This is a genomic window from Nocardia brasiliensis ATCC 700358, assembly GCF_000250675.2.
Lineage (GTDB): Bacteria > Actinomycetota > Actinomycetes > Mycobacteriales > Mycobacteriaceae > Nocardia > Nocardia brasiliensis_B.
Map to the genome: position 1 here is coordinate 2195837 of NC_018681.1, position 20358 is coordinate 2216194.

Here is a 20358-nt window from a genome sequence, read left to right on the forward strand (position 1 = left end):
TAGAGAACTCAAGTGGCACGGGACTACTACGGACTGCTCGGCGTCGCGAAGAACGCGACCGACCAGGAGATCAAGCGCGCCTATCGCAAGCTGGCTCGCGAGCTCCACCCCGACGTCAACCCCGACGAGGTGGCGCAGGCCAGGTTCAAAGAAGTGTCGGCCGCCTACGAGGTGCTGTCGGATCCGGAGAAGCGGCGCGTCGTCGACATGGGCGGCGACCCGCTGGAAGCCGGCGGTGGCGGCGCGGGCTTCTCGGGCGCCGGTTTCGGCGGGCTCGGCGATGTGTTCGAGGCGTTCTTCGGTGGCATGAGCGGTGCCTCGGGTGGCACGCGCAAGCCGCGCGGGCGGGTACAGCCGGGCGCGGATTCGCTGCTGCGGACCCGGTTGAGCCTGGCCGAGTGCGCGGTCGGCGTGACCAAGCACCTGACCGTCGACACCGCGATCCTCTGCGACGTGTGTACCGGCGCGGGCACCAACGGCAAGTCGAAGCCGGTGCGTTGCGAAACCTGCGGTGGCGCAGGCGAAGTGCAGTCCGTGCAGCGCTCGTTCCTGGGCCAGGTGCTCACGTCGCGCCCGTGCCCGACCTGCCGCGGTGCCGGCGAGACAATCCCCGATCCGTGCCACAAGTGTGGCGGCGACGGCCGGGTGCGCGCGCGACGGGAGATCGCGGCGCCGATCCCGGCGGGCGTGGCGAACGGTATGCGGGTGCGCTTGGCCGCGCAGGGCGAGGTCGGTCCCGGCGGCGGGCACGCGGGCGATCTGTACGTGGAGATCGTCGAACAGCCGCACGACGTGTTCGTCCGCGACGGCGACGACCTGCACTGCACCATCCGCGTGCCGATGGTCGACGCCACGCTGGGCACCACCGTGGTGATCGACACCATCCTCGACGGCCCGACCGAACTGACCATCGCGCCCGGCACTCAGCCCGGCGAGGTCTCGGTGCTGCGCGGCCACGGTATGCCGCGGCTGCGCTCCGGCGCGCGCGGTGACCTGCTCGCGCACCTGGACATCGTCATCCCGAGCAAGCTGGACAGCAAGCAGACCGACCTGCTGCGCAAGTACAAGGGCACCCGCCCGAACGAGCGCGCCGAGGTCATGTCGACGCAGTCCGAGCACAACAGCGGGCTGTTCGCCCGGCTGCGGGCCTCGTTCAGCGGGCGCTGATTGGCTGCGACGGTCTTCTACCTCGACGAGGTGCCCGAGCCGGGCGCCCTCGCCGTGCTCGACGGCCCGGAGGGCAGGCACGCCGCGACGGTGCGCCGCATCCGGGTCGGTGAGCCGATCACCCTGTCGGACGGCCGCGGTGTCCTTGCCGAATCGGAAGTGGTTGCGGCCCAACGTGACCGGCTGGAGCTGCGGGTGCTGAACCGCGCGGTGGCAGCACCGGTGACGCCGCGGGTGACGGTGGTGCAGGCGTTGCCGAAGTCCGATCGTTCGGAGCTGGCGGTCGAATTGATGACCGAGGCCGGTGCCGACGCGATCGTGCCGTGGCAGGCCGCGCGTTGCGTCGCGAACTGGGAAGGCAAGGCGGGCAAGGCCGTCGAGAAATGGCGGGCTGCGGCGCGCTCGGCTGCGCGACAGTCCCGGCGCGCCTACATCCCCGAGGTCACCGAGCTGCATCGCACCCGCGATGTGCTCGAGCTGATCCGGAAAGCCGAGGCGGACGGCGCGATCGTCGCGGCGCTGCACGAATCGGGCGCCGCCCGTTTCACCGCGTTGCCGTTCGACGGCGTCCCCGAAGTGGTGCTGATAGTTGGGCCCGAAGGCGGTCTCGACGAGACCGAACTCGCCGCCTGTACCGCGGCGGGCGCGGATATCGTGCTGCTCGGCCCCACGGTGCTGCGCACGTCGACCGCCGCCGCGGTGGCACTCGGCGCGCTGGGCGCTTTGACCCCTCGCTGGGGCGCGAGCTAGGGAGCTGCGTCACGCGGTCGGTTCGGCTTCGGCCGGCCGCGCGGGCATCCGCGCCGAACTGTGGATCGCCAAGGTGCACACCAGGATCAACGCGATGAGCAGCAGCACGGCGACGCCTACGGTGAGACCGGCCCAGCCGTAGTGGGTGTAGGCGACACCGCCCGCGCCGCCGACGACGGCGCTGCCCACGTAGAACGAGAACAGGTATAGCGACGAAGCCGCGCCGCGATTACCCGACGCCATGGCGCCGACCCAGGCGCTGGCGACCGTATGCGCCCCGAAAAACCCTGCGGTGCACAGGGACATGCCGAGAATGAGCACCACCAGGTTGTCCGGAATGGTCAGGGCCAATCCGAGTCCCATGAGCACGACCGTGCCCGCGAGCACGCGGTGCCGGCCGACGCGATCGGCGAGCCGCCCGGCGACGGTCGCGACCGCGGTGCCCGCGAGATAGAGCAGAAACACCAAACCCGCTACCGCATCGGGCAATTCAAAGGGCGGCTGGGTCAGTCGATAGCCGAGGAAGTTGTAGAGCGAGACGAAGGTGCCGACGAGCACCAGGGCCAGCCCGAACAGCGCGAGTAGTCCGCGGTGGCGCAGCTGGACGGCGAGATCGCCCAGCACCGTGCGGATTCCGGCCGGCCGGGCGACGAAACCGCGGGAGGGCGGCAGACTGCGGACGAACCACACGGTGCATGCCGCTGCCGCGACCGAGATGGTGGCCTCGGCCCAGCGCCACGAACCCAGGCCGAGCGTGAACGCCGGAATCACCCGACCGGCCAGCCCGCCCATGCTGGTGCCCGCGATATAGACGCCCATCGCCGCACCGAGTCCCGCGGCGCCGATCTCCTCGGCCAGGTAGGCCATCGCCACGGCCGGCACCCCGGCCAGGGTCAGGCCTTGCAGCGCCCGCCCGGTCAGCAGTACCTCGAGCGACGGACTGAACGGCAGTAGCAGCCCGATCACCGCCGACGTCACCGCCGAGACCGTCATCACCCTGGTGCGCCCGATCCGCGAGGACAGCGCGCTCACCGGGATGATGGCCAGCGCGAGCATCCCGGTGGTGAGCGAAACCGCAAGCGCCGCATGGGCGGGCGTCGCATCGAAGGCCTCGGACAGGCTGGGTAGCAGGGCCTGTGCGCTGTACATGGTCGCGAAGGTGGCCAGCCCCGCCGCGAACAGCGCGGCGGCGATCCGGCGTTCATGCGTGGTGCGGCCCCCGGCGACGGGCCGGGTCTTCGTCAGGGTCATGGGTTTCAGGATCTCCCCTCGACCTTTCCGAAGGGAAATGAATAATAATGACGGAGTTCATGCGCACAGTGCATATAGCGAGGGCACTTTGCGCAGGTAGCGGTCCTGCGGCGGGGTGTGACACTCATCACTAAGGAAGGCGTGGCAGATGCTGGGCGAGGATCTGGAGTGGTTCATCACGCTCGCCGAACTGGAACGGGTCGGCGCGGCGGCCGAGCGTCTGCACCTCACGCAGCCGACGCTGTCGCGCATGCTCGGCAGGCTGGAACGCCGGCTCGGCGTCGAACTCTTCGATCGCCGCGGCAAACGCATCGTGCTCAACGAGTTCGGTCGCATCTATTACGAGCAGGCCCGGCGGGCGCAATCCGAACTCGACACCGCGGCCAAGTCCATCGCCGATTTGAACAGTCCCGCCAATGGTGTTGTGCGCCTGTCTTTTCTGCATTCCTTCGGTGGTTGGCTGGTGCCGCAACTGGTCGGCGAATTCCGGCGCGGTTCGGCCCGGATAACTTTCGCGCTGCGACAGGGACCCGCGGAAATGGTGAACGACGATGTCCTCAGCGGGACTTCGGATCTCGGCATCGTCTCGCCCCGCCCGACCATGTCCGGCATCGGCTGGCGCGGGCTGCTGCGGCAGCGGCTCGCGCTGGCCGTGCCCGCCGACCACCGGCTCGTGGGCCGCAGGCAGGTGCGCCTGGACGAGGTCTCGGACGAGGACTTCATCACCATGCATCCCGGTTACGGCATGCGCCGCATCGTCGATCAGTTGAGCGCGGCCGCCGACCTGCGGCCGCGGATCTCGTTCGAGGCCAGCGACCTGGTCACGGTCGCGGGCCTGGTCGCCGCGGGTCTCGGGGTCGGGGTGCTGCCCGAGGAGGATCCGGGCCCGGCGAACGCGCCGCGGGTGGCCGGTGCGAAACCGGAGGCGCGTCTGGCCGGCCCGGTGCTGATCCCGCTCGCGGACGCCGGCGCGACCCGCGAGGTCGGGTTGGTGTGGTCGGCCGCGACACCGGCCTCCGGCGCGGCGCGACGGTTTCGTGATTTCACCGAGGATTGGGCGCAGCGGCGACGGGGAATCCCGTGATCACCTGGTCCTTCCGTTAGCGGCTTATTCACTGGGCGGTGTCGGTGGGGCGCGTTAAACTTTCCTCAACACAGCAGCACGTCGAGACCGGAAAGCAGGCTATAGCCACTTTTGAGAACACAAGGCGAGATCGGCGACCCGACAACCTCCGCAGCCGGAATCGGTGCCGAAGACAGCGGCTCGGGGCCCGCAGCACGTACCGTGCGTTCCAGTATCGAACTCGCTCCCGAATCCGTGTTCCCGTTCCTCGGTTCGGCCGACCAGAATCTGCGTGAACTCGAAGAGTTGCTCGACGCGGACATCCATGTCCGTGGCAATTCCGTCACCCTGACCGGCAAAGCGGCCGATGTCGCGCTCGCCGAGCGAGTGATCGAACAGCTCGTCGCGCTCACCGGCCGGAACCGAGTGGTGACCCCGGAGGCGGTGCGGCACACCGTTTCGATGCTCACGGAAGGCTCTTCGGACTCCCCGGCCGAGGTGCTCAGCCTGGACATCCTGTCCCGGCGCGGCAAGACCGTCCGGCCGAAGACCCTGAACCAGAAGCGCTACGTCGACGCGATCGACGCCAACACCATCGTGTTCGGCATCGGTCCGGCCGGTACCGGTAAGACGTATCTGGCGATGGCCAAGGCCGTGCAGGCGCTGCAGACCAAGCAGGTCACCCGGATCATCCTCACCCGCCCCGCGGTGGAAGCGGGGGAGCGGCTCGGCTTCCTGCCGGGCACGCTCAACGAGAAGATCGATCCGTACCTGCGCCCGCTCTACGACGCGCTGCACGACATGATGGATCCCGAGGCCATTCCGAAGCTGATGGCGGCCGGGGTGATCGAGGTCGCGCCGCTGGCGTACATGCGTGGTCGCACGCTGAACGACTCGTTCATCGTGCTCGACGAGGCGCAGAACACCACGGCCGAACAGATGAAGATGTTCCTCACCCGGCTCGGGTTCGGCTCGAAGATCGTGGTGACCGGTGACGTCAGCCAGGTCGATCTGCCCACCGGTGCCCGCTCCGGGCTCCGGGCGGCCAGCGAGATCCTGACCGATATCGAGGACATCCACTTCGCGCAACTCACCAGCAGCGACGTGGTCCGGCACCGGCTGGTCGCGGACATCGTCGACGCTTACGACCGGGCCGAGGCGGAGGCCAGGCCGCAGGTCGGCCCGCACTACCCGGGCAACCGGGCACAGCGCAGAGCGGCGAGTCGAGGCGATCGGCGCTGATATGCGCCGCATGTCGGTCGTTCGGTCGACACCCAACGGCATCGGGTGTCGACCTGCGGCATTAGGCTGACCGGGTGAGCATCGAGATCGCCAACGAGTCGGGTATCGACGTACCCGAAGAAGATCTGGTCAGTGTCGCGCGCTTCGTGATCACCCGGATGGACGTGCACCCGGCCGCGGAACTGTCCATGGTGCTCGTCGATCTCGACACCATGGCCGACCTGCACATGCGCTGGATGGACCTGCCCGGGCCCACCGACGTGATGTCCTTCCCGATGGACGAGCTCGAGCCGGGCGGGCGCCCGGACAGCCCCGAGCCCGGTCCGTCCATGCTCGGCGACATCGTGCTGTGCCCCGAGTTCGCGGCGGGCCAGGCCCGCAAGGCCGGGCACTCGCTGGACCACGAACTCGCGTTGCTCACGGTGCACGGCGTGCTTCACCTGCTCGGCTACGACCACGCCGAGCCGGAGGAGGAGAAGGAAATGTTCGCGCTGCAGGCCCGGCTGCTCGAGGAGTGGTACGAGAGCCTGCGCGAAGCGCAGCGGCGCGCCGAACTCGCCGCCCGGGACGCCAGGTTGCTGGGGAAGGCGGGCTTCACCACACCGGGTGACGCACTGGGACCCGCGTGAATTCGCTGACCCTGATCCTGCTCGCCGTCCTGCTCGTCCCAGTGGGCGGGGTGTTCGCGGGCGTCGATTCGGCGCTGAACACCATCTCACCGGCGCGGGTCGACGATATGGTGCGGGCCGATCGGCCCGGCGCGGTGCGGCTCAGCCGTATCGTCGCCGACCGCGCCCGCTACGTGAATCTCATGGTGCTGCTGCGCATTCTGTGCGAAATCGGCGCCACCGTGCTGCTCGCCGCCGGCTTGCTCGCCGTCTGGGCCGACGACTGGGCGCTGCTGGTCACCGCGATCGTCATGGTGCTGGTGTCGTATGTGGTGATCGGGGTGGGGCCGCGTACCCTCGGCCGCCAGCACGCCTACTCGATCGCGTTGGCGTCGGCGCTGCCGCTGCAGTTCATCGGCGCGCTGCTCGGCCCGCTCAGCCGGCTGCTCATCCTGCTCGGTAACGCGATCACCCCCGGTAAGGGATTTCGCAACGGCCCCTTCGCGTCCGAGATCGAACTGCGCGAAGTGGTCGAGATGGCCAGCGAGCGCGGCGTGGTGGCCGACGACGAACGCCGGATGATCCAGTCCGTCTTCGAACTCGGCGACACCGCGGCCCGCGCGGTGATGGTGCCGCGCACCGAGATGGTGTGGATCGAGGCGGACAAGACTGCGGCGCAGGCGATGTCGCTCGCGGTGCGCTCGGGACACTCCCGGATTCCGGTGATCGGCGAGAACGTCGACGACATTCTCGGCGTCGTCTACCTGAAAGACCTTGTGCCGTACGCGGAACGGGGCCGCAAGGTGCTGGTGCGCGAGGTGATGCGGCCCGCGGTGTTCATGCCGGACTCCAAGCCGCTGGACAGCCTGCTCGACGAAATGCAGCGCAGGCGTAACCATATGGCGCTGCTGGTCGACGAATACGGTGGCATCGCCGGCCTGGTGACCATCGAGGACGTGCTCGAGGAGATCGTCGGCGAGATCGCCGACGAATACGACACCGACGAGACGCCGCCCATCGAAGACCTGGGGGACGGCCGCTATCGCGTGTCCGCGCGGCTGCCGGTCGAGGACCTCGGCGAGCTGTACGGGCTCGATATCGAAGACGAGGACGTCGACACCGTCGGCGGCCTGCTGGCGCACGAGCTCGGCCGCGTGCCGTTGCCCGGCTCCAAGGTCGAGGTGCACGGGTTGGTGCTGCGCGGCGAGGGTGGCGCCGATACGCGCGGGCGGGTGCGGGTGCACACCGTGGTGGTGCGCAAGGCGACGGACAAATCGCAGAACGCGGACGGCGACGAGAAGTCGAACGGCAAACGCAAGGGCAACGGATCGGATCGGGACAACCCGGCCGGTCGACATGAGGACGGAGACTCCGAATGACCGAACTGGATCCCGAGGACAACAAGCTGCTCGTGCTGGCGCGCGGTGCGATGGGGCGCACCGGCGGCGCCAGCGGCGCGGCGATCCGGGACACCGACGGCCGCACCTACGCGGCGGGCGAGGTGGGCCTGACCGCGTTGCGCCTGACCGCGCTCCAGGCGGCGGTGGCGGCCGCGATCTCCAGCGGCGCAGAGGGTTTCGAGGCGGCCGTGGTGGTCAGCGGACGACTGTCCGACTACGGCGTCACCGCGGTGCGTGAGGTGTCGCCGGACGCCAAGATCATCTTCACCGACCGGGACGGCGCTGTCTTCGAGATCGTCGACGACGCGGAACTCGCGGTCGACGCCCAGCCCGCCGGCGAGGTGCGCGGTGGCTGACGCCAAGGGCGCGGGCGAATTCCGTTCCGGGTTCGTCTGTTTCGTCGGCAGGCCGAACACCGGCAAGTCGACCCTGACCAATGCGCTGGTCGGGCAGAAGATCGCGATCACCTCGTCGCGGCCGCAGACCACCCGGCACACCATTCGCGGCATCGTGCACCGCGAGCACGCACAACTGATCCTGGTCGACACGCCGGGCTTGCACCGGCCCCGCACCCTGCTCGGTCAGCGGTTGAACGACCTTGTGCGCGATACGTATTCGGAAGTCGACCTGATCGCGCTCTGCGTGCCCGCGGACGAGAAGATCGGCCCGGGCGACCGCTGGATCGTGCAGCAGATCAAGCAGATGGCGCCGAAGACGACGGTGCTCGGGGTCGTCACCAAGATCGACAAGGTGGGCCGGGACCAGATCGCCGAGCAACTGCTCGCGCTCTCGCAACTGCTCGGCCCGGACGCCGATGTGGTGCCCGTGTCGGCGGTGAAGAACGAGCAGGTAGAGGTGCTCGTCGACGTCATCGCCGCGAAAATGCCGGAGGGACCGGCGTTCTACCCCGACGGTGAGCTCACCGACGAGCCGGAGGAAACCCTCATGGCCGAGCTCATCCGCGAGGCGGCGCTCGAAGGAGTCCGCGACGAGCTGCCGCACTCGCTCGCCGTGGTGATCGAGGAGATCCTGCCGTACGAGGAGCGCGAGGACATGCTCGACGTGCACGCGATCCTCTATGTCGAACGCCCCAGCCAGAAGTCGATCATCATCGGCAAGGGCGGGGCTCGGCTCAAGGAGGTCGGCACCAACGCGCGCAAGCAGATCGAGCACATCCTCGGCACCCGGATCTATCTCAACCTGCATGTGAAGGTCGCCAAGGATTGGCAGCGCGACCCGAAACAGCTGGGCCGCTTGGGGTTCTAGGTTCGATCAGCCGTTGGCGATCGCCTGCAACTGGGACAGATCGCCGTTGAAGCGGTTCTTGTCCAGCGGGGTCGAGGTGTACTGCCAGAAGCTGTACACCCGCCAATTGAACGGCAGCGCGCCCACGGTCGAGTTGTAGCGGGCCACCCACAGGGGGCTGTTCGCGCTGTAATCGCCTGCGGTGCCGACGCAGAGGTTCCACCAACTGGTGGAGGTGTAGATCACCGGCCACCGTCCGGTGGTGCCGTGATAGCGATTGCTGAAATCGTGGATCCAGGACGCCATCGCGCTCTGCGACTTGCTGTAGCACTGGTTGTTCTTGTCGTACGGGTTGTATTCGAGGTCGAGCGCGCCCGGCAGCGTCTTGCCGTCACGCGACCAGCCGCCGCCGTGCGCGATGAAGTAGTCCGCTTGGCTGGCTCCGCTGGAGCTGCTCGGGATGGCGAAATGGTAGGCGCCGCGGATCAAACCCTGCTTGTAGGATCCGTTGTACTGGGAGGCGAAGTACGGGTTGGTGACGTTGGTGCTTTCGCTCGCCTTGATATAGGCGAAGCGAATCCCGTTGTCCCAATGGCTCTTCCAGTCGACGTCGCCTTGGTAACGGGACACGTCGATACCCTCCACCGACCCCGCCGACAACGACCGCTCCTGGCTGGGATCCCCGGCGCCGGCCCCTTCGTGCACCACGATCTGCGAGCCCAGCGTGTGGTCGTCGCCCTGTTCGGTCGGCGCCGGGTCCGCGGTGGCGGGGGCGAGCACGAGCAGGGTGGCCAGGCCCGCGAACAAGGCGGCCGACAGTGTGCGTCTTCTGTTGAGATTCACCGATATCCCCTCTGTAGTTCACCGATTCGACATGGAGGTGGCGCGGCCTCGCCCGAATATGTTTGCGGTAGGCCGCAATCGCGGAGGCGGTCGTGACGCTAAGCCGGGCCGATAGAGGGCCACTGGAACGAATCTGGGGCGGCGTGGATTTTCGCCGAATTGCCCGTAATCGGTGAATTGTCGTGCGCTGGGCGCGGTTTGGAATTCGGTTCGGTGTCGTGGTGTGAAAGGTATTTAAGGTGCGGTTAACACGCCATTGGTCGAATCGGTCGGCTCCGGCAATGCGCGCGGTGTCAGGTACTCGGCATGAGGATCCGTGATGTGGCTCTCGTCTGTCTGACCTTTCCCGCCGCGCTGCTCCTGACCTCCGGCTACGCGGCCGCGACCCCGACTCCCGAATACCCGCTCGACCCCGCCGCCGAAGCGGCTTCCAAGGTGTACCCGGGCGAACCTGTCCCGCAGTCGCGTTCGATGGCATCGGCGTTCGTCGGAGTGCCCAGCGACTATGTGTACAACACGAAACTCAAACCTGTCGCCCGGCACGACTACTGCACCTCCGCCCCCGATAGCTACTTCGCCGCCGACTTCCGCGGCCCCTGCGCCCGCCACGACATGTGCTACGACCGCGCCGACGCCGCGGGCACCAACTACACCGCCTGCAACTCCGCCCTCCGCACCGACATGATCACCAACTGCATCTACGCCTACGGCACCTCCGGCACCGCCTTACAAACCTGCAAAGCCACCGCCGAAATCTACTGGGCCGCAGTAACCGTCACCCACCTGGATTGAGCGCGGCGCTCGACTACATCGCCCAGCCGGCGGCCTGCCACTGCAACACCGCGGCGGCTTCCGCTTTATCCGCGGCGACGGCGAGCGGCACCGAATCGGAGACCCGTGCACTGCGTGCGGCACGCAAGGCGTGCACCGCCGCGTCCTTCACGGCCATATCGGCTGCAGAGAGGTTCTGGTCGTCATGTGGTCCGGGTATGCCGTAGCCCGCGCGTATCAAGCAGAAGCCGCGATTGTTCTCCTGCGCCGCACAATCTGTGTCGAGGTACTTGTCGCAGACGCCGCCGCCCTTGGCGGCGAAGAAGCCACACGCATCCAACGCGGCGGCTTCCGCGGCGTCCTCGGGTGCGAGTCCGGAGAACATGGCTGCGCGAGTTGCTTCATCGACCCCCATCGCGCTCTTCATTTCGAACGGTGTGGCGAGGCTGAGCCGTGCTTCGCTGGCGAGCGGTAACGGAATGGCTTTGTAGCGGGCGAGCGCACTCATGTCGCGCTTGCCTGCGCATGTGGCGCCGTGGCCCTGCTCGGCCGCTTCCTCGGCGGCGGTGCAGAGTCCGAGCGCGTGCAGCTGCTGGTCGGTGATTTTCGCGCCGGGCGAGTCGTCGTCGCTTTCCATATCGTCGTCGCCGGCCAGCGCGATATTCGGCTGGCTGCCGGCGCCGGTCTGCCCGTCATCCGGCGCCATAGCGAGCAGGCCCACACACGCCATGACGGCCAGCGGTAGGACGCTCACCCGGGCCGAGAATATCGCTTTCATATACCGCTCCTCCTGATCCAACGATTGTTTGCAGGACGGACGGGCATCTCGATGCCCGGAGAAAAACGGTGTGGTGGCCGAACTCGGTAGCAGACGCTCCACGATATCGGCAGTCGAGTATGAGACCGGTGCGACACGCCTCGGAATCTCGGCGCCGGCCGCGCTACCTCAGGCTCAGGCGGCTGTCCACCACGGTTCAGGTCGCGCACGCTCCCAGTGCAGCTCCGATTCCAGTTGTGCGGCAACGGAGATCAGGAGGGGCTCGGTATCGGCGGTGCCCATCAGTTGCGCGCCGATCGGGAGGCCCGTGTCGGTGAAGCCGGCGGGGACGTTCACGCTCGGCCAGCCGAGGACGTTCCACGGCCAGGTGTAGGGGCAGGCGGCGGTGATCAGGTTGTTGGTGGCGTGGACGCCGATGCCGTCGATGTCTTCGGCGAATGGTGCCGGGGTTGCGGTGGTGGGGGCGAGGACCAGGTCGTAGTTCTGGAAGAAGCTGCCGATTCGCTTGTGCAGCAAAGGTTCTGCCTGGCGCGCGGCGAACAGGGCCGGACCGCCGAGCAGTCTGCCGAAGCGAGTGTTGGCGATGGTGCGCGGATCGACTTCGGCGCCGGGCATGTTCTGGTGCACCGCGCGGATGCCCGCCATGGAACGCGGCAGGAAGGACGCACCGATCAGCAGCCCGTAGTGCAGATCGGCGACGGTGACGGTGTGGCCGAGCGTGCGCAACGTGTCGCCGATGCCGCGGACCGCCGCCGCGATCTGCGGGTCGAGCGTAGTTCTGGTGGCGGTGAACGGAATTCGCAGCGAGAGCGCGATGCGCAGCCGCCCGGGATCGCGTCCCACGGCGTCGGTGGCCGAGATCGGTGCGGGCGTGTGCCGGTCGCCGGAATGCGGTCCCGCGGCCACGTCGAGCAGCAGTGCGGCGTCGGCGACGGTCCGGGCCAGCGGGCCGTTCACGGTGAGACCGTAGAAGGCTTCGGCGTGCGGCCAGGTGGAGATGCGGCCGCGCTGCGGTTTGATGCCGACGAGATTGGTCCACGCGGCGGGGATGCGGATGGAGCCCGCGCCGTCGGAACCCAGTGCGGCGGGCACCAATCCGGCCGCGACGGCGGCCGCCGAGCCGCCGGAGGAACCGCCGGGCGTGCGGTCGGCGGCCCACGGATTCCGGGTGTGGCCGAAGGCGGCGGCGCTGGTGAACGGCAGCTGGCCGAGTTCGCAGGTGTTGGTCTTGCCGACGATCACCGCGCCCGCGGCGCGCAGCCGCCGAACCGATTCGGCGTCTTCGGTTTTCGGCGGGAAGGTGCCGCCGCAACCGAACGCGGTGGGCTCGCCTGCGATATCGGTGTCGTCCTTCACCGCGACCGGCACGCCGAGCAGTGGCAGTCGCTCACCTGCCGCGAGCCGGGCGTCGGCTGCGGCGGCCTCGGCCAGCGCGTGTGTACGCCGCACGATCCGGAATGCATTGAGCGTCGACTGCGCGGCGTCGATCCGGTCGAGCGCGGCACCCACGGCGGCGGCCGAGCTGATCGTGCCGTCGGCGATCGCAGCCGCGAGATCGGTCAGCCCCATGTCGCCCGTCAGCGGTTCGGCGGGTGGCCGGGTGGGATCGGTAGCGGTCATGTGAGCTCCGTCTCGTCGGCGGTGGAAGAACCGTAACGCGAACCTGGACAAGCGACTAGTCCGCCTGCTGTCTCGGGCTGCGCGGTCCTGTCCGGGTGAACGAGGGCGGGCCGAGTTCCCTTGCCTCTCTTGAGAACCCCGTGCGGGCGCGGAGGCTGTGGTCAACCAGGCTCTAGACATACATACGGTATGTATGTAAAGGTGATGGCACCGCGACTCGATGGAGGAAGACGATGGCAACCAGCACCGCACTCGGCCGGACGCACGAGATCGATCTGCCCGGCGGCCGCATCCGGTACCACGACACGGGGGAGGGGCCGCCCGTCGTCTTCGTGCACGGCCTGCTCGTCAACGCGGATCTGTGGCGCAACGTGGTGCCGGGCATCGCTGCGGCCGGCTACCGCTGCCTGGCCCCGGATTGGCCGCTCGGCGCGCATTCGATTCCGGTGCCCGACGCGGATCTCACGCCGACCGGGGTGGCCGACCTCATCGCCGCCTTCCTGGAGCGGCTCGACCTCACCGACGTCACGATCGTCGCCAACGACACCGGCGGCGCGATCACCCAGGTGCTGATGACCCGGCATCCGGCGCGGATCGGACGGGTGGTGCTGGCCGCGGTCGACAGCTACGAGAGTTTCCTGCCCGCGCCGTTCACCGCACTGGGCTGGCTGGGGTGGGTGCCGGGTTCGCTGCGGCCGCTGCTGGAAGCCCTGCGGATCCGGGCGCTGCACCGCACGCCGCTGGCATTCGGCCTAGTGGTCAAGCGGCTGCCGCCGCGGGAGGTCGTCGATTCGTATGTGTTGCCGAGCCGCAGGTCCGGCGGGGTGCGGCGAGACCTGCGGCGGTTCCTGAAGACCGCGCGCCGCAAGTACACGCTGGAAGCCGCGAAACATTTCGCGGGGGTCGAGGTTCCGGTGCTGCTGGTGTGGGCGCGCGAGGACCGGGTTTTCCCGCTCTCGTTCGCCGAACGCCTGGCCCGCGACCTGCCGCACGCGACGTTGCAGGTCGTCGACGACGCTTACACCCTCCTGCCGGAGGACCAGCCCGAGTTGCTCACCGCAGCGATCCTGGAGTTCACTCGGCTGCATGCCACGCCGTAGCCAGGAGGATCGCTCCCGCACCACCAGGGCCGCGCTCGAACAGGCCGGACGTCGCCTGTTCACCGAGCGCGGCTTCGCGGCGACCTCGGCGGAAGAGCTGGTCACCGAGGCCGGGGTCACCCGCGGTGCGCTGCATCACCACTACGGCGACAAACGCGGTCTGTTCCTCGCGGTGCTGGAGCAGATCGAGATCGAGAGCACCGCGGAGATCGAATCCGCCATCGGCGCAGTCGATTCCGACGATGTGATGGCCGCGATGGCGGTCGGCCTCGGTCTCTTCCTGGAGATCTGCCAACGCCCGCCCATGCTGCGGATCGCGCTCACCGACGCGCCCGCGGTGCTGGGCTGGCAGGCCTGGCGCGAATTCGAGAGCAGGCATGGTCTCGGCCTGATCACCGCGCAGTTGGAGCGCGCTCGCGCCGCCGGGTTGATCGCGGACGCGCCGGTGCGAGTGCTGAGTCAACTCGTGCTCAGCGCGCTGAGCGAGGCGGCGTTGATCGTCGCGCACGCGGACGACCCCGACGCCGCCCGCACCGAAGCGCAGCAGTCGGTGCTGCTGCTGATCTTCGGCCTGCTGCGGAAGTGACGAATCAGCTCGAGCGCATTGCCGGGCCGGCGCAACGCCCGATCGCGCCGAGCTACTCCACGAACTGCAGCTCGACCTGCGGCAACTCCGCCATCACCCGGGCGCAGACGGCGCGATGCCAGGTGGCGGGGTAGCGGGTGCCCGGCTCGTGCCTGCAGTAGTCGTCGTTGGTCCGGTAGGTGTGCAGGCGCGGCGAGATCTCACCCGCCCCGATGGCGTCGACCATCGCGTCGACGACCTGCTCGGTCTCGTCGGCGATTTCGGCGAGCTCACGCGCGACCGTGTCCGGGATCTGGAACGCGCCCTTCTCCCAGCGCTCCACGGTGCGCTCGGCCACGGCGAAGAGCCGGGCGCACCATGGCACCGGCAGGCCGAGTAATTCTCGAGTGGCCCGGAAACCCGCGGCGGTTCCGGTGCCAAGTAGGTCGTCCAACTGTGAAAACCCCTCCCCAACAGTGCGGTAGAGGAAAAGAATAGGTCAGCGCAACGAGCGGTAATGGCGGATTCGCCGGGACTGGTCGATCAACCCCTACTGGCGCCGGACCGGTATAGGGGTGCGCGCCTGCCGAGGGCTGTCGGGTGTTCATGGGAGGATGAGGCGTGCGTTTGTATCGGGATGTGGCGGTGGTGGTACGCCAGCACAAGCTGGGCGAGGCGGACCGCATCGTCACGTTGCTGACGCGCCAGCACGGTTTGGTGCGTGCCGTGGCCAAGGGGGTGCGCCGAACCAAATCGAAGTTCGGGGCCAGGCTGGAGCCGTTCGCCTACATCGACGTGCAGTTGCATCCCGGTCGCACGCTGGACGTGGTGACCCAGGTGCACACGGTGGAGGCGTTCGCCGCCGACATCATCGACGACTACGGGCGCTACACCACGGCCTGCGCGGTGCTGGAGACCGCGGAACGGCTGGCCGGTGAGGAGCGCGCGCCCGCGCCGCGGCTGCACGCGCTCACCGCGAGCGCGCTGCGCGCCATCGCGGCCAAACAGCGACCGCACGAGCTGATCCTGGACGCGTACCTGTTGCGCGCCATGGGTTTCGCGGGCTGGGCGCCCGCGCTGGACGAATGCGCCAAATGCGCGACCCCCGGTCCGCATCGGGCCTTCCATGTCGCGGCGGGTGGCGCGGTGTGCGTGCACTGCCGTCCGCCCGGCGCGGCGACGCCGGCGCAGGGTGTACTCGATCTGCTGGTGGCGTTGCTGCGCGGGGAATGGGAGTACGTCGAGGCGGTGCCCGAGGGGGTGCGCAGGCAGGCCAGCGGCTTGGTCGCCGCGCATCTGCAATGGCATCTGGAGCGGCAGTTGCGCACGTTGCCGCTGATCGAGCGGTCCAGGGCGGTGGGCTCGCCCGCCTGATCAGGGGCCTGGACGGAGACCGTCACAGGGTCTCCACATCCATCAGGCAGGATAGGGGCCGTGATCCTGCGCCGAGACTCCTCCACCGCGACCCGGCCGAACCCCGCGGGGTCGGTCGCGACCAGCACCGTTCGCCCGCCCTCGCAGCACCCGTCGGGGGCGCGTCCGCCGGCTATCCCGGCTGAGCTGGTGCCGAACCACGTCGCGCTGGTGATGGACGGCAACGGCCGCTGGGCCCAGGAGCGCGGGCTGCCGCGCACCGCGGGGCACGAGCGCGGTGAGGCGGTGCTGATGGACACCGTCGAGGGTTGTATCGAAATGGGCGTGAAGTGGCTCTCGGCGTACGCCTTCTCCACCGAGAACTGGCGGCGCAGCCCCGACGAGGTGCGCTTTCTGATGGGCTTCAACCGGGATGTGATCCGGCGCCGGCGCGACGAGATGAACGAGATGGGCGTGCGGGTGCGCTGGGCGGGCCGGCGGCCCCGGCTGTGGCGCAGCGTGATCAATGAGCTCGAGGTCGCCGAAGAGATGACCAAGCACAACACGGTGATGACCCTGACGATGTGCGTCAACTACGGTGGACGCGCCGAAATCGCCGACGCGGCAAGGGAAATCGCGCGCCGGGTGGCGGCGGGGGAGATCGATCCGGAGAAGGTCACCGAGGCGACGGTGGCGCGATTCCTGGACGAACCGGATATGCCCGACGTCGACCTGTTCCTGCGCCCCTCCGGGGAATTCCGCAGTTCGAACTTCCTCATCTGGCAGTCCGCCTACGCCGAATTCGTCTATCAGGACACCCTTTTCCCCGATTTCGACCGGCGCAACCTGTGGGCCGCCTGCCTCGAGTACGCTTCGCGTGATCGGCGCTTCGGCGGCACCAAGTGAACGGCGGCACAGGCATGGAATCATCGGTGACTCCGGAACAGGAGCTGCAGGCGCGCGCGGGCGCCTCCCTGTCGTACTACGACATCGACGTGCGCGTCGATCCCGAGGGCTCGATCGGCTTCGAATACGAGGGCGCGCTGTGCTCGTTGCGGGCGGTCAGCCTGGCCCCCGGCCTCGATGTGCTGACGTTGACCTGCGTGCTGGCCTGGGATCGGCCGCTGAACGCGCAACTGCACAAGCGGGTCGCCGAGCGGAACAACGCCCTGCAGTTCGGTTCGCTCACCGTGATCGGGCACGACAAGCTCGCCGACATCATCCTGCGCTACACCTTCCCCGCCGCGGGCCTGGACGATCAGGCCCTCGCCACCATGCTGGTGCTCGTGCTCTCCGGCGCGGGTAAGGCCCGCCAGGGTCTGGTGCCCTGAGTTCGCGCCCGGTCCGTCCGGTATGCGAGTTGTCCGCGCACCCATGACAACTGTCATGCGCGACACGTGACAGTCATGTGGGGCTGTGCGCGCCTCGGTGCGCGAGTGTTGAGGCATGACATCAGCACTGACGACCGGCGCCGTCCGCGCAACGGCCGGCGGTTCCACGAAACCGCGTTCGGCTGCGCCCGCGATCGAACTGCGCGACCTGCGTAAGAGCTTCGCGCTACCCGGTGGCGGCGCGGTGCAGGCCGTGGACGGGCTGGATCTCGTGATCGAACCCGGCGAGATCGTCGCCTTCCTCGGGCCGAACGGGGCGGGCAAGACCACCACCCTAGACATGGTGCTCGGCTTGGCCTCCCCGGACGCGGGCAGCGTCGCGGTGTTCGGCGGTACCCCGGCGGAAGCGCTTGCGGTGGGCCGGATCTCGGCGGTGCTGCAATCCGGCGGGTTGCTGCCCGATCTGACCGTCGCCGAGACGGTGCGGCTGGTCGCGACCCTGTACTCGGGCGCGCGACCGGTCGACGAGGTGCTCGCGCGGGCGGGTATCACCGAGATCGCGGGCCGGCTGGTCGGCAAATGCTCGGGCGGGCAACGACAGCGGCTGCGGTTCGCGCTGGCGCTGCTGCCGAACCCGGATCTGATCGTGCTCGACGAACCCACCACCGGCATGGATGTCGAAGGGCGCCGGGACTTCTGGAACGCGATGCGAGAGGACTCCGAGCGCGGCCGCACCGTCGTGTTCGCCACCCACTACCTGGACGAGGCCGACGCGTACGCCGATCGGATCGTGCTCGTCCGGGCGGGCAAGGTGGTCGCCGACGGCAGTGCCGCCGAGATCAAGAATCTGGCTTCGGGCCGCGCGGTGAGTGCCACGCTTGCCGGTGCCGTGCCGCCGGAGCTGCTCGCGCTGCCCGGCGTCGATGACGTGGAGTCGCGCGGTGACCGAATCGTCGTGCACACCAGTGATTCCGATGCGGTGGCCCGCTACCTGCTCACCGAGACCACGGCCGTCGATCTCGAAATCACCTCGCACAACCTCGAATCCGCCTTCCTCGCGCTGACCACCGGAGAGAACTGAGATGACAACCCTTGCCGCCGAACCGGTTTCCGCCCGCCGGCCGACCCCGCTGGGCGGGTTCAGCCTCGGCTTCCTGCGGGTGGAGCTGCGCCGCATGCTGCGCAACCGGCGCACGATGATCTTCACCCTGCTCATTCCGCCGCTGTTCTTCGTGATCTTCGGTCTGCAAGCCGATTTCCGGACGCAGTCCTACGGCTCCGGCAACGTGACCGGCTACGTGATGGTGTCGATGGCCGTGTACGGCGCGATGCTGGCCACCACCAGCGGGGGCGCCATGGTGGCGATCGAACGCGCCCAGGGGTGGAGTCGCCAATTGCGGCTCACGCCACTGCGTCCCGTCGCCTACATCGCCACCAAGGTCGCGGTCGCGATGGTGCTCGGGCTGGTGTCGGTGACCGCGGTCTTCGTGGTCGGCGGGGCGCTCGGCGCGCACCTCACCCCGGTCGCCTGGGTGAGCTGCTTCCTGCTCGCTTGGCTCACCTCGCTGGTCTTCGCGGCGTTCGGGCTGTTCGTCGGCTACCTGCTGCCTTCGGAGAACGTGATGCAGTTGCTCGGCCCGGTGCTCGCCGTGCTGTCGTTCGCGGGCGGGCTGTTCATCCCGCTGCACGGGTGGTTCGACACCGTCTCCCGGGTGTTCCCGACCAACGGCGTCGCGACGCTGTCCCGAATTCCGTTCGGCGACAGCAGCGCCGGCTCGATCGCGTTGGGCGTGCTGAACGTGGTGGTGTGGGCGGCGCTGTTCATCGGCGGGTCGGCGTTTCTGTTCCGCCGCGACACTGCGCGTTGAGCTGCCCGCGGTCGCCCGTCGAGGGGTGGGCGACCGCGTCGCGGCCGGCCGCACGGAAAGGTCGAGATGACGCCATGTGACATTCGGCGCGTGCTGGGGCCAGGCACGGGTTCGGTACCGTCAGTCCTCGTGATCGTCCACCATTTCCGCAGCGCTCTCGGCCGCCCGGCGCAGGCCGGAGGCGTGGCATGGGACTGAACACCCGGCTGCGCGCCCTGCGGGCGGTGGGCCTGTCCGGGCTCATCGATCGCGCCCTGGAGGACCAGTCGTTCTCGGTGAACGGCCGGCGCCGCGGCTGGTTCGGGGTATTCATCGCCGTGATCTGGCTGGTCTGGCTGGTGCCGCCGATCGTGCAGCGCTGGTCGCGCGGCGAGGAAGGCGACGCCGCGCTGGCCGCCCTGTTCCTGTTCGGCTTCGCCGCGCTGATCGTCGGCTCGTTCCTGGTGTTCCGGCGTACCGGTCCCCGCGACCTGATGGTGGATCAGCCGATCGATCAGCGCATCTGGGTGGTGCTCGCCCTGCTGGTCGTCTTGCACGTCGCTTTGGTGGCGACCCTCGGCGGGGCCGCCTTGCCGACCGCGCTGTATGTCGCGGTGGTCGCGATCTTCCATCTGCCGCTGCGGGAATCCGGTTACGTGGTGCTCGTGGTGATGGTCGCGCTGCTGCTCGTGCCGATCGTCGCGCCCCGGTCGCAGCTGGCCGACATGCCGTTCTACCTGGCCTTCATTCCGGTGGGGATCTGGCTGGCCCGGCAGCTCGGCCTGCGCGGCGAGCGATTGGCCGAGCTGAACCGCAGGCAGCGGGCGGAACTCGACCTGGTGGAGGAACGCAACCGGGTGGCCCGCGACGTGCACGACATCCTGGGCCATTCGCTGACCGTGATCACGGTGAAAACCGAACTGGCACAGCGGCTCATCGATGTCGATCTGGCGCGGGCACGGACCGAGATGGCCGATATCGAACGCCTCGCGCGGGAGGCGCTGGCCGGCGTGCGGGAGACCGTCGGCGGCCTCCGTGAGGTGTCGTTGCGCGGCGAACTGGCCAATGCGAGAACGGCATTGGCCGCCGCCGATATCGTCGCGGACCTCCCCGGCGACGTGCCCGATCCGGCGCACGGCGAGCTGTTCGGCTGGGTGCTGCGCGAAGCGGTGACCAACGTGATCCGGCACAGCGCCGCCCGGCACTGCGCGGTGCGGGTGAGCGCCACCAGCATCGAGGTGGTCGACGACGGCCGCGGCCTCGACGCGGTCGCGGGCTCCGGTTCGGGGCTGACCGGCCTGCGTGAGCGCGTGCGCGCGGCGGGCGGCACGTTGACCCTCACCACCCCGGAAGGAGGGGGTTTGCGTGTCTGCGCCAGCGTGCCCGGCTGAGGCATTACCCCTACCGACGAACGATCCGAGCGC

The 20358-nt window shown here is 68.7% G+C and carries 22 protein-coding genes; 17 read left to right on the top strand and 5 right to left on the bottom strand.

Annotation, left to right across the window (positions count from 1 at the left end; all coding sequences use genetic code 11):
• Nucleotides 1-12: 12 nt before the first annotated feature.
• Together dnaJ and O3I_RS09785 are read left to right on the top strand one after the other, a co-directional pair.
• Complete coding sequence (dnaJ, locus tag O3I_RS09780) at nt 13-1167, top strand: molecular chaperone DnaJ (RefSeq protein ID WP_014982745.1); 1155 nt, start codon at nt 13-15, stop codon at nt 1165-1167.
• Complete coding sequence (locus O3I_RS09785) at nt 1168-1917, top strand: 16S rRNA (uracil(1498)-N(3))-methyltransferase (RefSeq protein WP_014982746.1); 750 nt, start codon at nt 1168-1170, stop codon at nt 1915-1917. It abuts the gene before it with no gap.
• A gap of 9 nt (nt 1918-1926) precedes the next feature.
• Here the strand turns inward: O3I_RS09785 and O3I_RS09790 are convergent, their stop codons facing one another.
• Nucleotides 1927-3168, bottom strand: coding sequence for an MFS transporter (locus O3I_RS09790; RefSeq protein ID WP_014982747.1), 1242 nt, complete (start codon nt 3166-3168; stop codon nt 1927-1929).
• A 148-nt stretch (nt 3169-3316) separates the two neighbouring features.
• On the opposite strand from O3I_RS09790, the gene O3I_RS09795 reads away from it, so the two are divergent.
• From O3I_RS09795 to era, 6 genes are all read left to right on the top strand, one after another.
• Complete coding sequence (locus O3I_RS09795; RefSeq protein ID WP_014982748.1) at nt 3317-4252, top strand: LysR family transcriptional regulator; 936 nt, start codon at nt 3317-3319, stop codon at nt 4250-4252.
• Nucleotides 4253-4411: 159 nt separating this feature from the next.
• Nucleotides 4412-5473, top strand: a complete 1062-nt coding sequence (locus O3I_RS09800) for a PhoH family protein (RefSeq protein WP_041563596.1) — start codon at nt 4412-4414, stop codon at nt 5471-5473.
• Nucleotides 5474-5547: 74 nt separating this feature from the next.
• On the top strand, nt 5548-6102 hold the full coding sequence (ybeY, locus tag O3I_RS09805; protein ID WP_014982750.1) for an rRNA maturation RNase YbeY: 555 nt from the start codon (nt 5548-5550) through the stop codon (nt 6100-6102).
• Nucleotides 6099-7460 carry a hemolysin family protein gene (locus tag O3I_RS09810; RefSeq protein WP_014982751.1) on the top strand — a complete coding sequence of 454 codons (1362 nt, stop codon included), beginning with the start codon at nt 6099-6101 and terminating at the stop codon, nt 7458-7460. The genes ybeY and O3I_RS09810 overlap by 4 nt, the downstream gene beginning before the upstream one ends.
• Nucleotides 7457-7837, top strand: coding sequence for a cytidine deaminase (locus O3I_RS09815; protein ID WP_014982752.1), 381 nt, complete (start codon nt 7457-7459; stop codon nt 7835-7837). Before O3I_RS09810 ends, O3I_RS09815 begins: the two co-directional genes overlap by 4 nt.
• Nucleotides 7830-8747, top strand: coding sequence for a GTPase Era (gene era / locus O3I_RS09820; RefSeq protein WP_014982753.1), 918 nt, complete (start codon nt 7830-7832; stop codon nt 8745-8747). Before O3I_RS09815 ends, era begins: the two co-directional genes overlap by 8 nt.
• 6 nt (nt 8748-8753) lie before the next feature.
• Here era and O3I_RS09825 read toward each other — a convergent pair whose 3' ends face one another.
• Complete coding sequence (locus O3I_RS09825) at nt 8754-9569, bottom strand: lysozyme (RefSeq protein ID WP_141691963.1); 816 nt, start codon at nt 9567-9569, stop codon at nt 8754-8756.
• Nucleotides 9570-9875: 306 nt separating this feature from the next.
• On the opposite strand from O3I_RS09825, the gene O3I_RS42520 reads away from it, so the two are divergent.
• Nucleotides 9876-10361, top strand: a complete 486-nt coding sequence (locus O3I_RS42520; protein WP_051066543.1) for a phospholipase A2 — start codon at nt 9876-9878, stop codon at nt 10359-10361.
• Nucleotides 10362-10374: 13 nt separating this feature from the next.
• Here the strand turns inward: O3I_RS42520 and O3I_RS09835 are convergent, their stop codons facing one another.
• Together O3I_RS09835 and O3I_RS09840 are read right to left on the bottom strand one after the other, a co-directional pair.
• Nucleotides 10375-11139, bottom strand: coding sequence for a hypothetical protein (locus O3I_RS09835; protein ID WP_041562522.1), 765 nt, complete (start codon nt 11137-11139; stop codon nt 10375-10377).
• A 153-nt stretch (nt 11140-11292) separates the two neighbouring features.
• Nucleotides 11293-12738, bottom strand: coding sequence for an amidase (locus O3I_RS09840; RefSeq protein WP_014982757.1), 1446 nt, complete (start codon nt 12736-12738; stop codon nt 11293-11295).
• 233 nt (nt 12739-12971) lie between these two features.
• Between O3I_RS09840 and O3I_RS09845 the strand changes: the two genes are divergently transcribed.
• Nucleotides 12972-13838, top strand: coding sequence for an alpha/beta fold hydrolase (locus tag O3I_RS09845; RefSeq protein ID WP_014982758.1), 867 nt, complete (start codon nt 12972-12974; stop codon nt 13836-13838).
• Nucleotides 13825-14424, top strand: coding sequence for a TetR/AcrR family transcriptional regulator (locus O3I_RS09850; RefSeq protein WP_014982759.1), 600 nt, complete (start codon nt 13825-13827; stop codon nt 14422-14424). Before O3I_RS09845 ends, O3I_RS09850 begins: the two co-directional genes overlap by 14 nt.
• A gap of 52 nt (nt 14425-14476) precedes the next feature.
• Here O3I_RS09850 and O3I_RS09855 read toward each other — a convergent pair whose 3' ends face one another.
• Nucleotides 14477-14857, bottom strand: coding sequence for a DUF1870 family protein (locus O3I_RS09855; RefSeq protein WP_014982760.1), 381 nt, complete (start codon nt 14855-14857; stop codon nt 14477-14479).
• Between the two features lie 167 nt (nt 14858-15024).
• Between O3I_RS09855 and recO the strand changes: the two genes are divergently transcribed.
• The 6 genes from recO to O3I_RS09885 all read left to right on the top strand — a co-directional run bounded on the left by recO (nt 15025) and on the right by O3I_RS09885 (nt 20325).
• Nucleotides 15025-15777, top strand: coding sequence for a DNA repair protein RecO (recO, locus tag O3I_RS09860; protein ID WP_014982761.1), 753 nt, complete (start codon nt 15025-15027; stop codon nt 15775-15777).
• Nucleotides 15778-15843: 66 nt separating this feature from the next.
• A complete protein-coding gene (locus O3I_RS09865; protein WP_424769579.1) occupies nt 15844-16662 on the top strand; it encodes an isoprenyl transferase in 819 nt (272 codons plus the stop codon).
• A 14-nt stretch (nt 16663-16676) separates the two neighbouring features.
• A complete protein-coding gene (locus O3I_RS09870; RefSeq protein ID WP_041563599.1) occupies nt 16677-17087 on the top strand; it encodes a YbjN domain-containing protein in 411 nt (136 codons plus the stop codon).
• 115 nt (nt 17088-17202) lie between these two features.
• On the top strand, nt 17203-18168 hold the full coding sequence (locus O3I_RS09875; RefSeq protein WP_014982764.1) for an ABC transporter ATP-binding protein: 966 nt from the start codon (nt 17203-17205) through the stop codon (nt 18166-18168).
• Nucleotide 18169: 1 nt separating this feature from the next.
• On the top strand, nt 18170-18955 hold the full coding sequence (locus tag O3I_RS09880) for an ABC transporter permease (RefSeq protein WP_014982765.1): 786 nt from the start codon (nt 18170-18172) through the stop codon (nt 18953-18955).
• 188 nt (nt 18956-19143) lie between these two features.
• Nucleotides 19144-20325 (top strand): sensor histidine kinase, encoded by a 1182-nt coding sequence (locus tag O3I_RS09885; RefSeq protein WP_014982766.1) that lies wholly within the window; start codon nt 19144-19146, stop codon nt 20323-20325.
• Nucleotides 20326-20358 lie beyond the last annotated feature (33 nt).

What these genes read in the sequence shown, in the direction of transcription:
- O3I_RS09790 (WP_014982747.1), bottom strand. Translation starts at nt 3,168, where the DNA reads ATGACCCTGACGAAGACCCGGCCCGTCGCCGGGGGCCGCACCACGCAT.
- O3I_RS09795 (WP_014982748.1), top strand. Translation starts at nt 3,317, where the DNA reads ATGCTGGGCGAGGATCTGGAGTGGTTCATCACGCTCGCCGAACTGGAA.
- O3I_RS09815 (WP_014982752.1), top strand. Translation starts at nt 7,457, where the DNA reads ATGACCGAACTGGATCCCGAGGACAACAAGCTGCTCGTGCTGGCGCGC.
- O3I_RS42520 (WP_051066543.1), top strand. Translation starts at nt 9,876, where the DNA reads ATGAGGATCCGTGATGTGGCTCTCGTCTGTCTGACCTTTCCCGCCGCG.
- O3I_RS09840 (WP_014982757.1), bottom strand. Translation starts at nt 12,738, where the DNA reads ATGACCGCTACCGATCCCACCCGGCCACCCGCCGAACCGCTGACGGGC.
- O3I_RS09845 (WP_014982758.1), top strand. Translation starts at nt 12,972, where the DNA reads ATGGCAACCAGCACCGCACTCGGCCGGACGCACGAGATCGATCTGCCC.
- O3I_RS09850 (WP_014982759.1), top strand. Translation starts at nt 13,825, where the DNA reads ATGCCACGCCGTAGCCAGGAGGATCGCTCCCGCACCACCAGGGCCGCG.
- O3I_RS09870 (WP_041563599.1), top strand. Translation starts at nt 16,677, where the DNA reads ATGGAATCATCGGTGACTCCGGAACAGGAGCTGCAGGCGCGCGCGGGC.
- O3I_RS09875 (WP_014982764.1), top strand. Translation starts at nt 17,203, where the DNA reads ATGACATCAGCACTGACGACCGGCGCCGTCCGCGCAACGGCCGGCGGT.
- O3I_RS09880 (WP_014982765.1), top strand. Translation starts at nt 18,170, where the DNA reads ATGACAACCCTTGCCGCCGAACCGGTTTCCGCCCGCCGGCCGACCCCG.
- O3I_RS09885 (WP_014982766.1), top strand. Translation starts at nt 19,144, where the DNA reads ATGGGACTGAACACCCGGCTGCGCGCCCTGCGGGCGGTGGGCCTGTCC.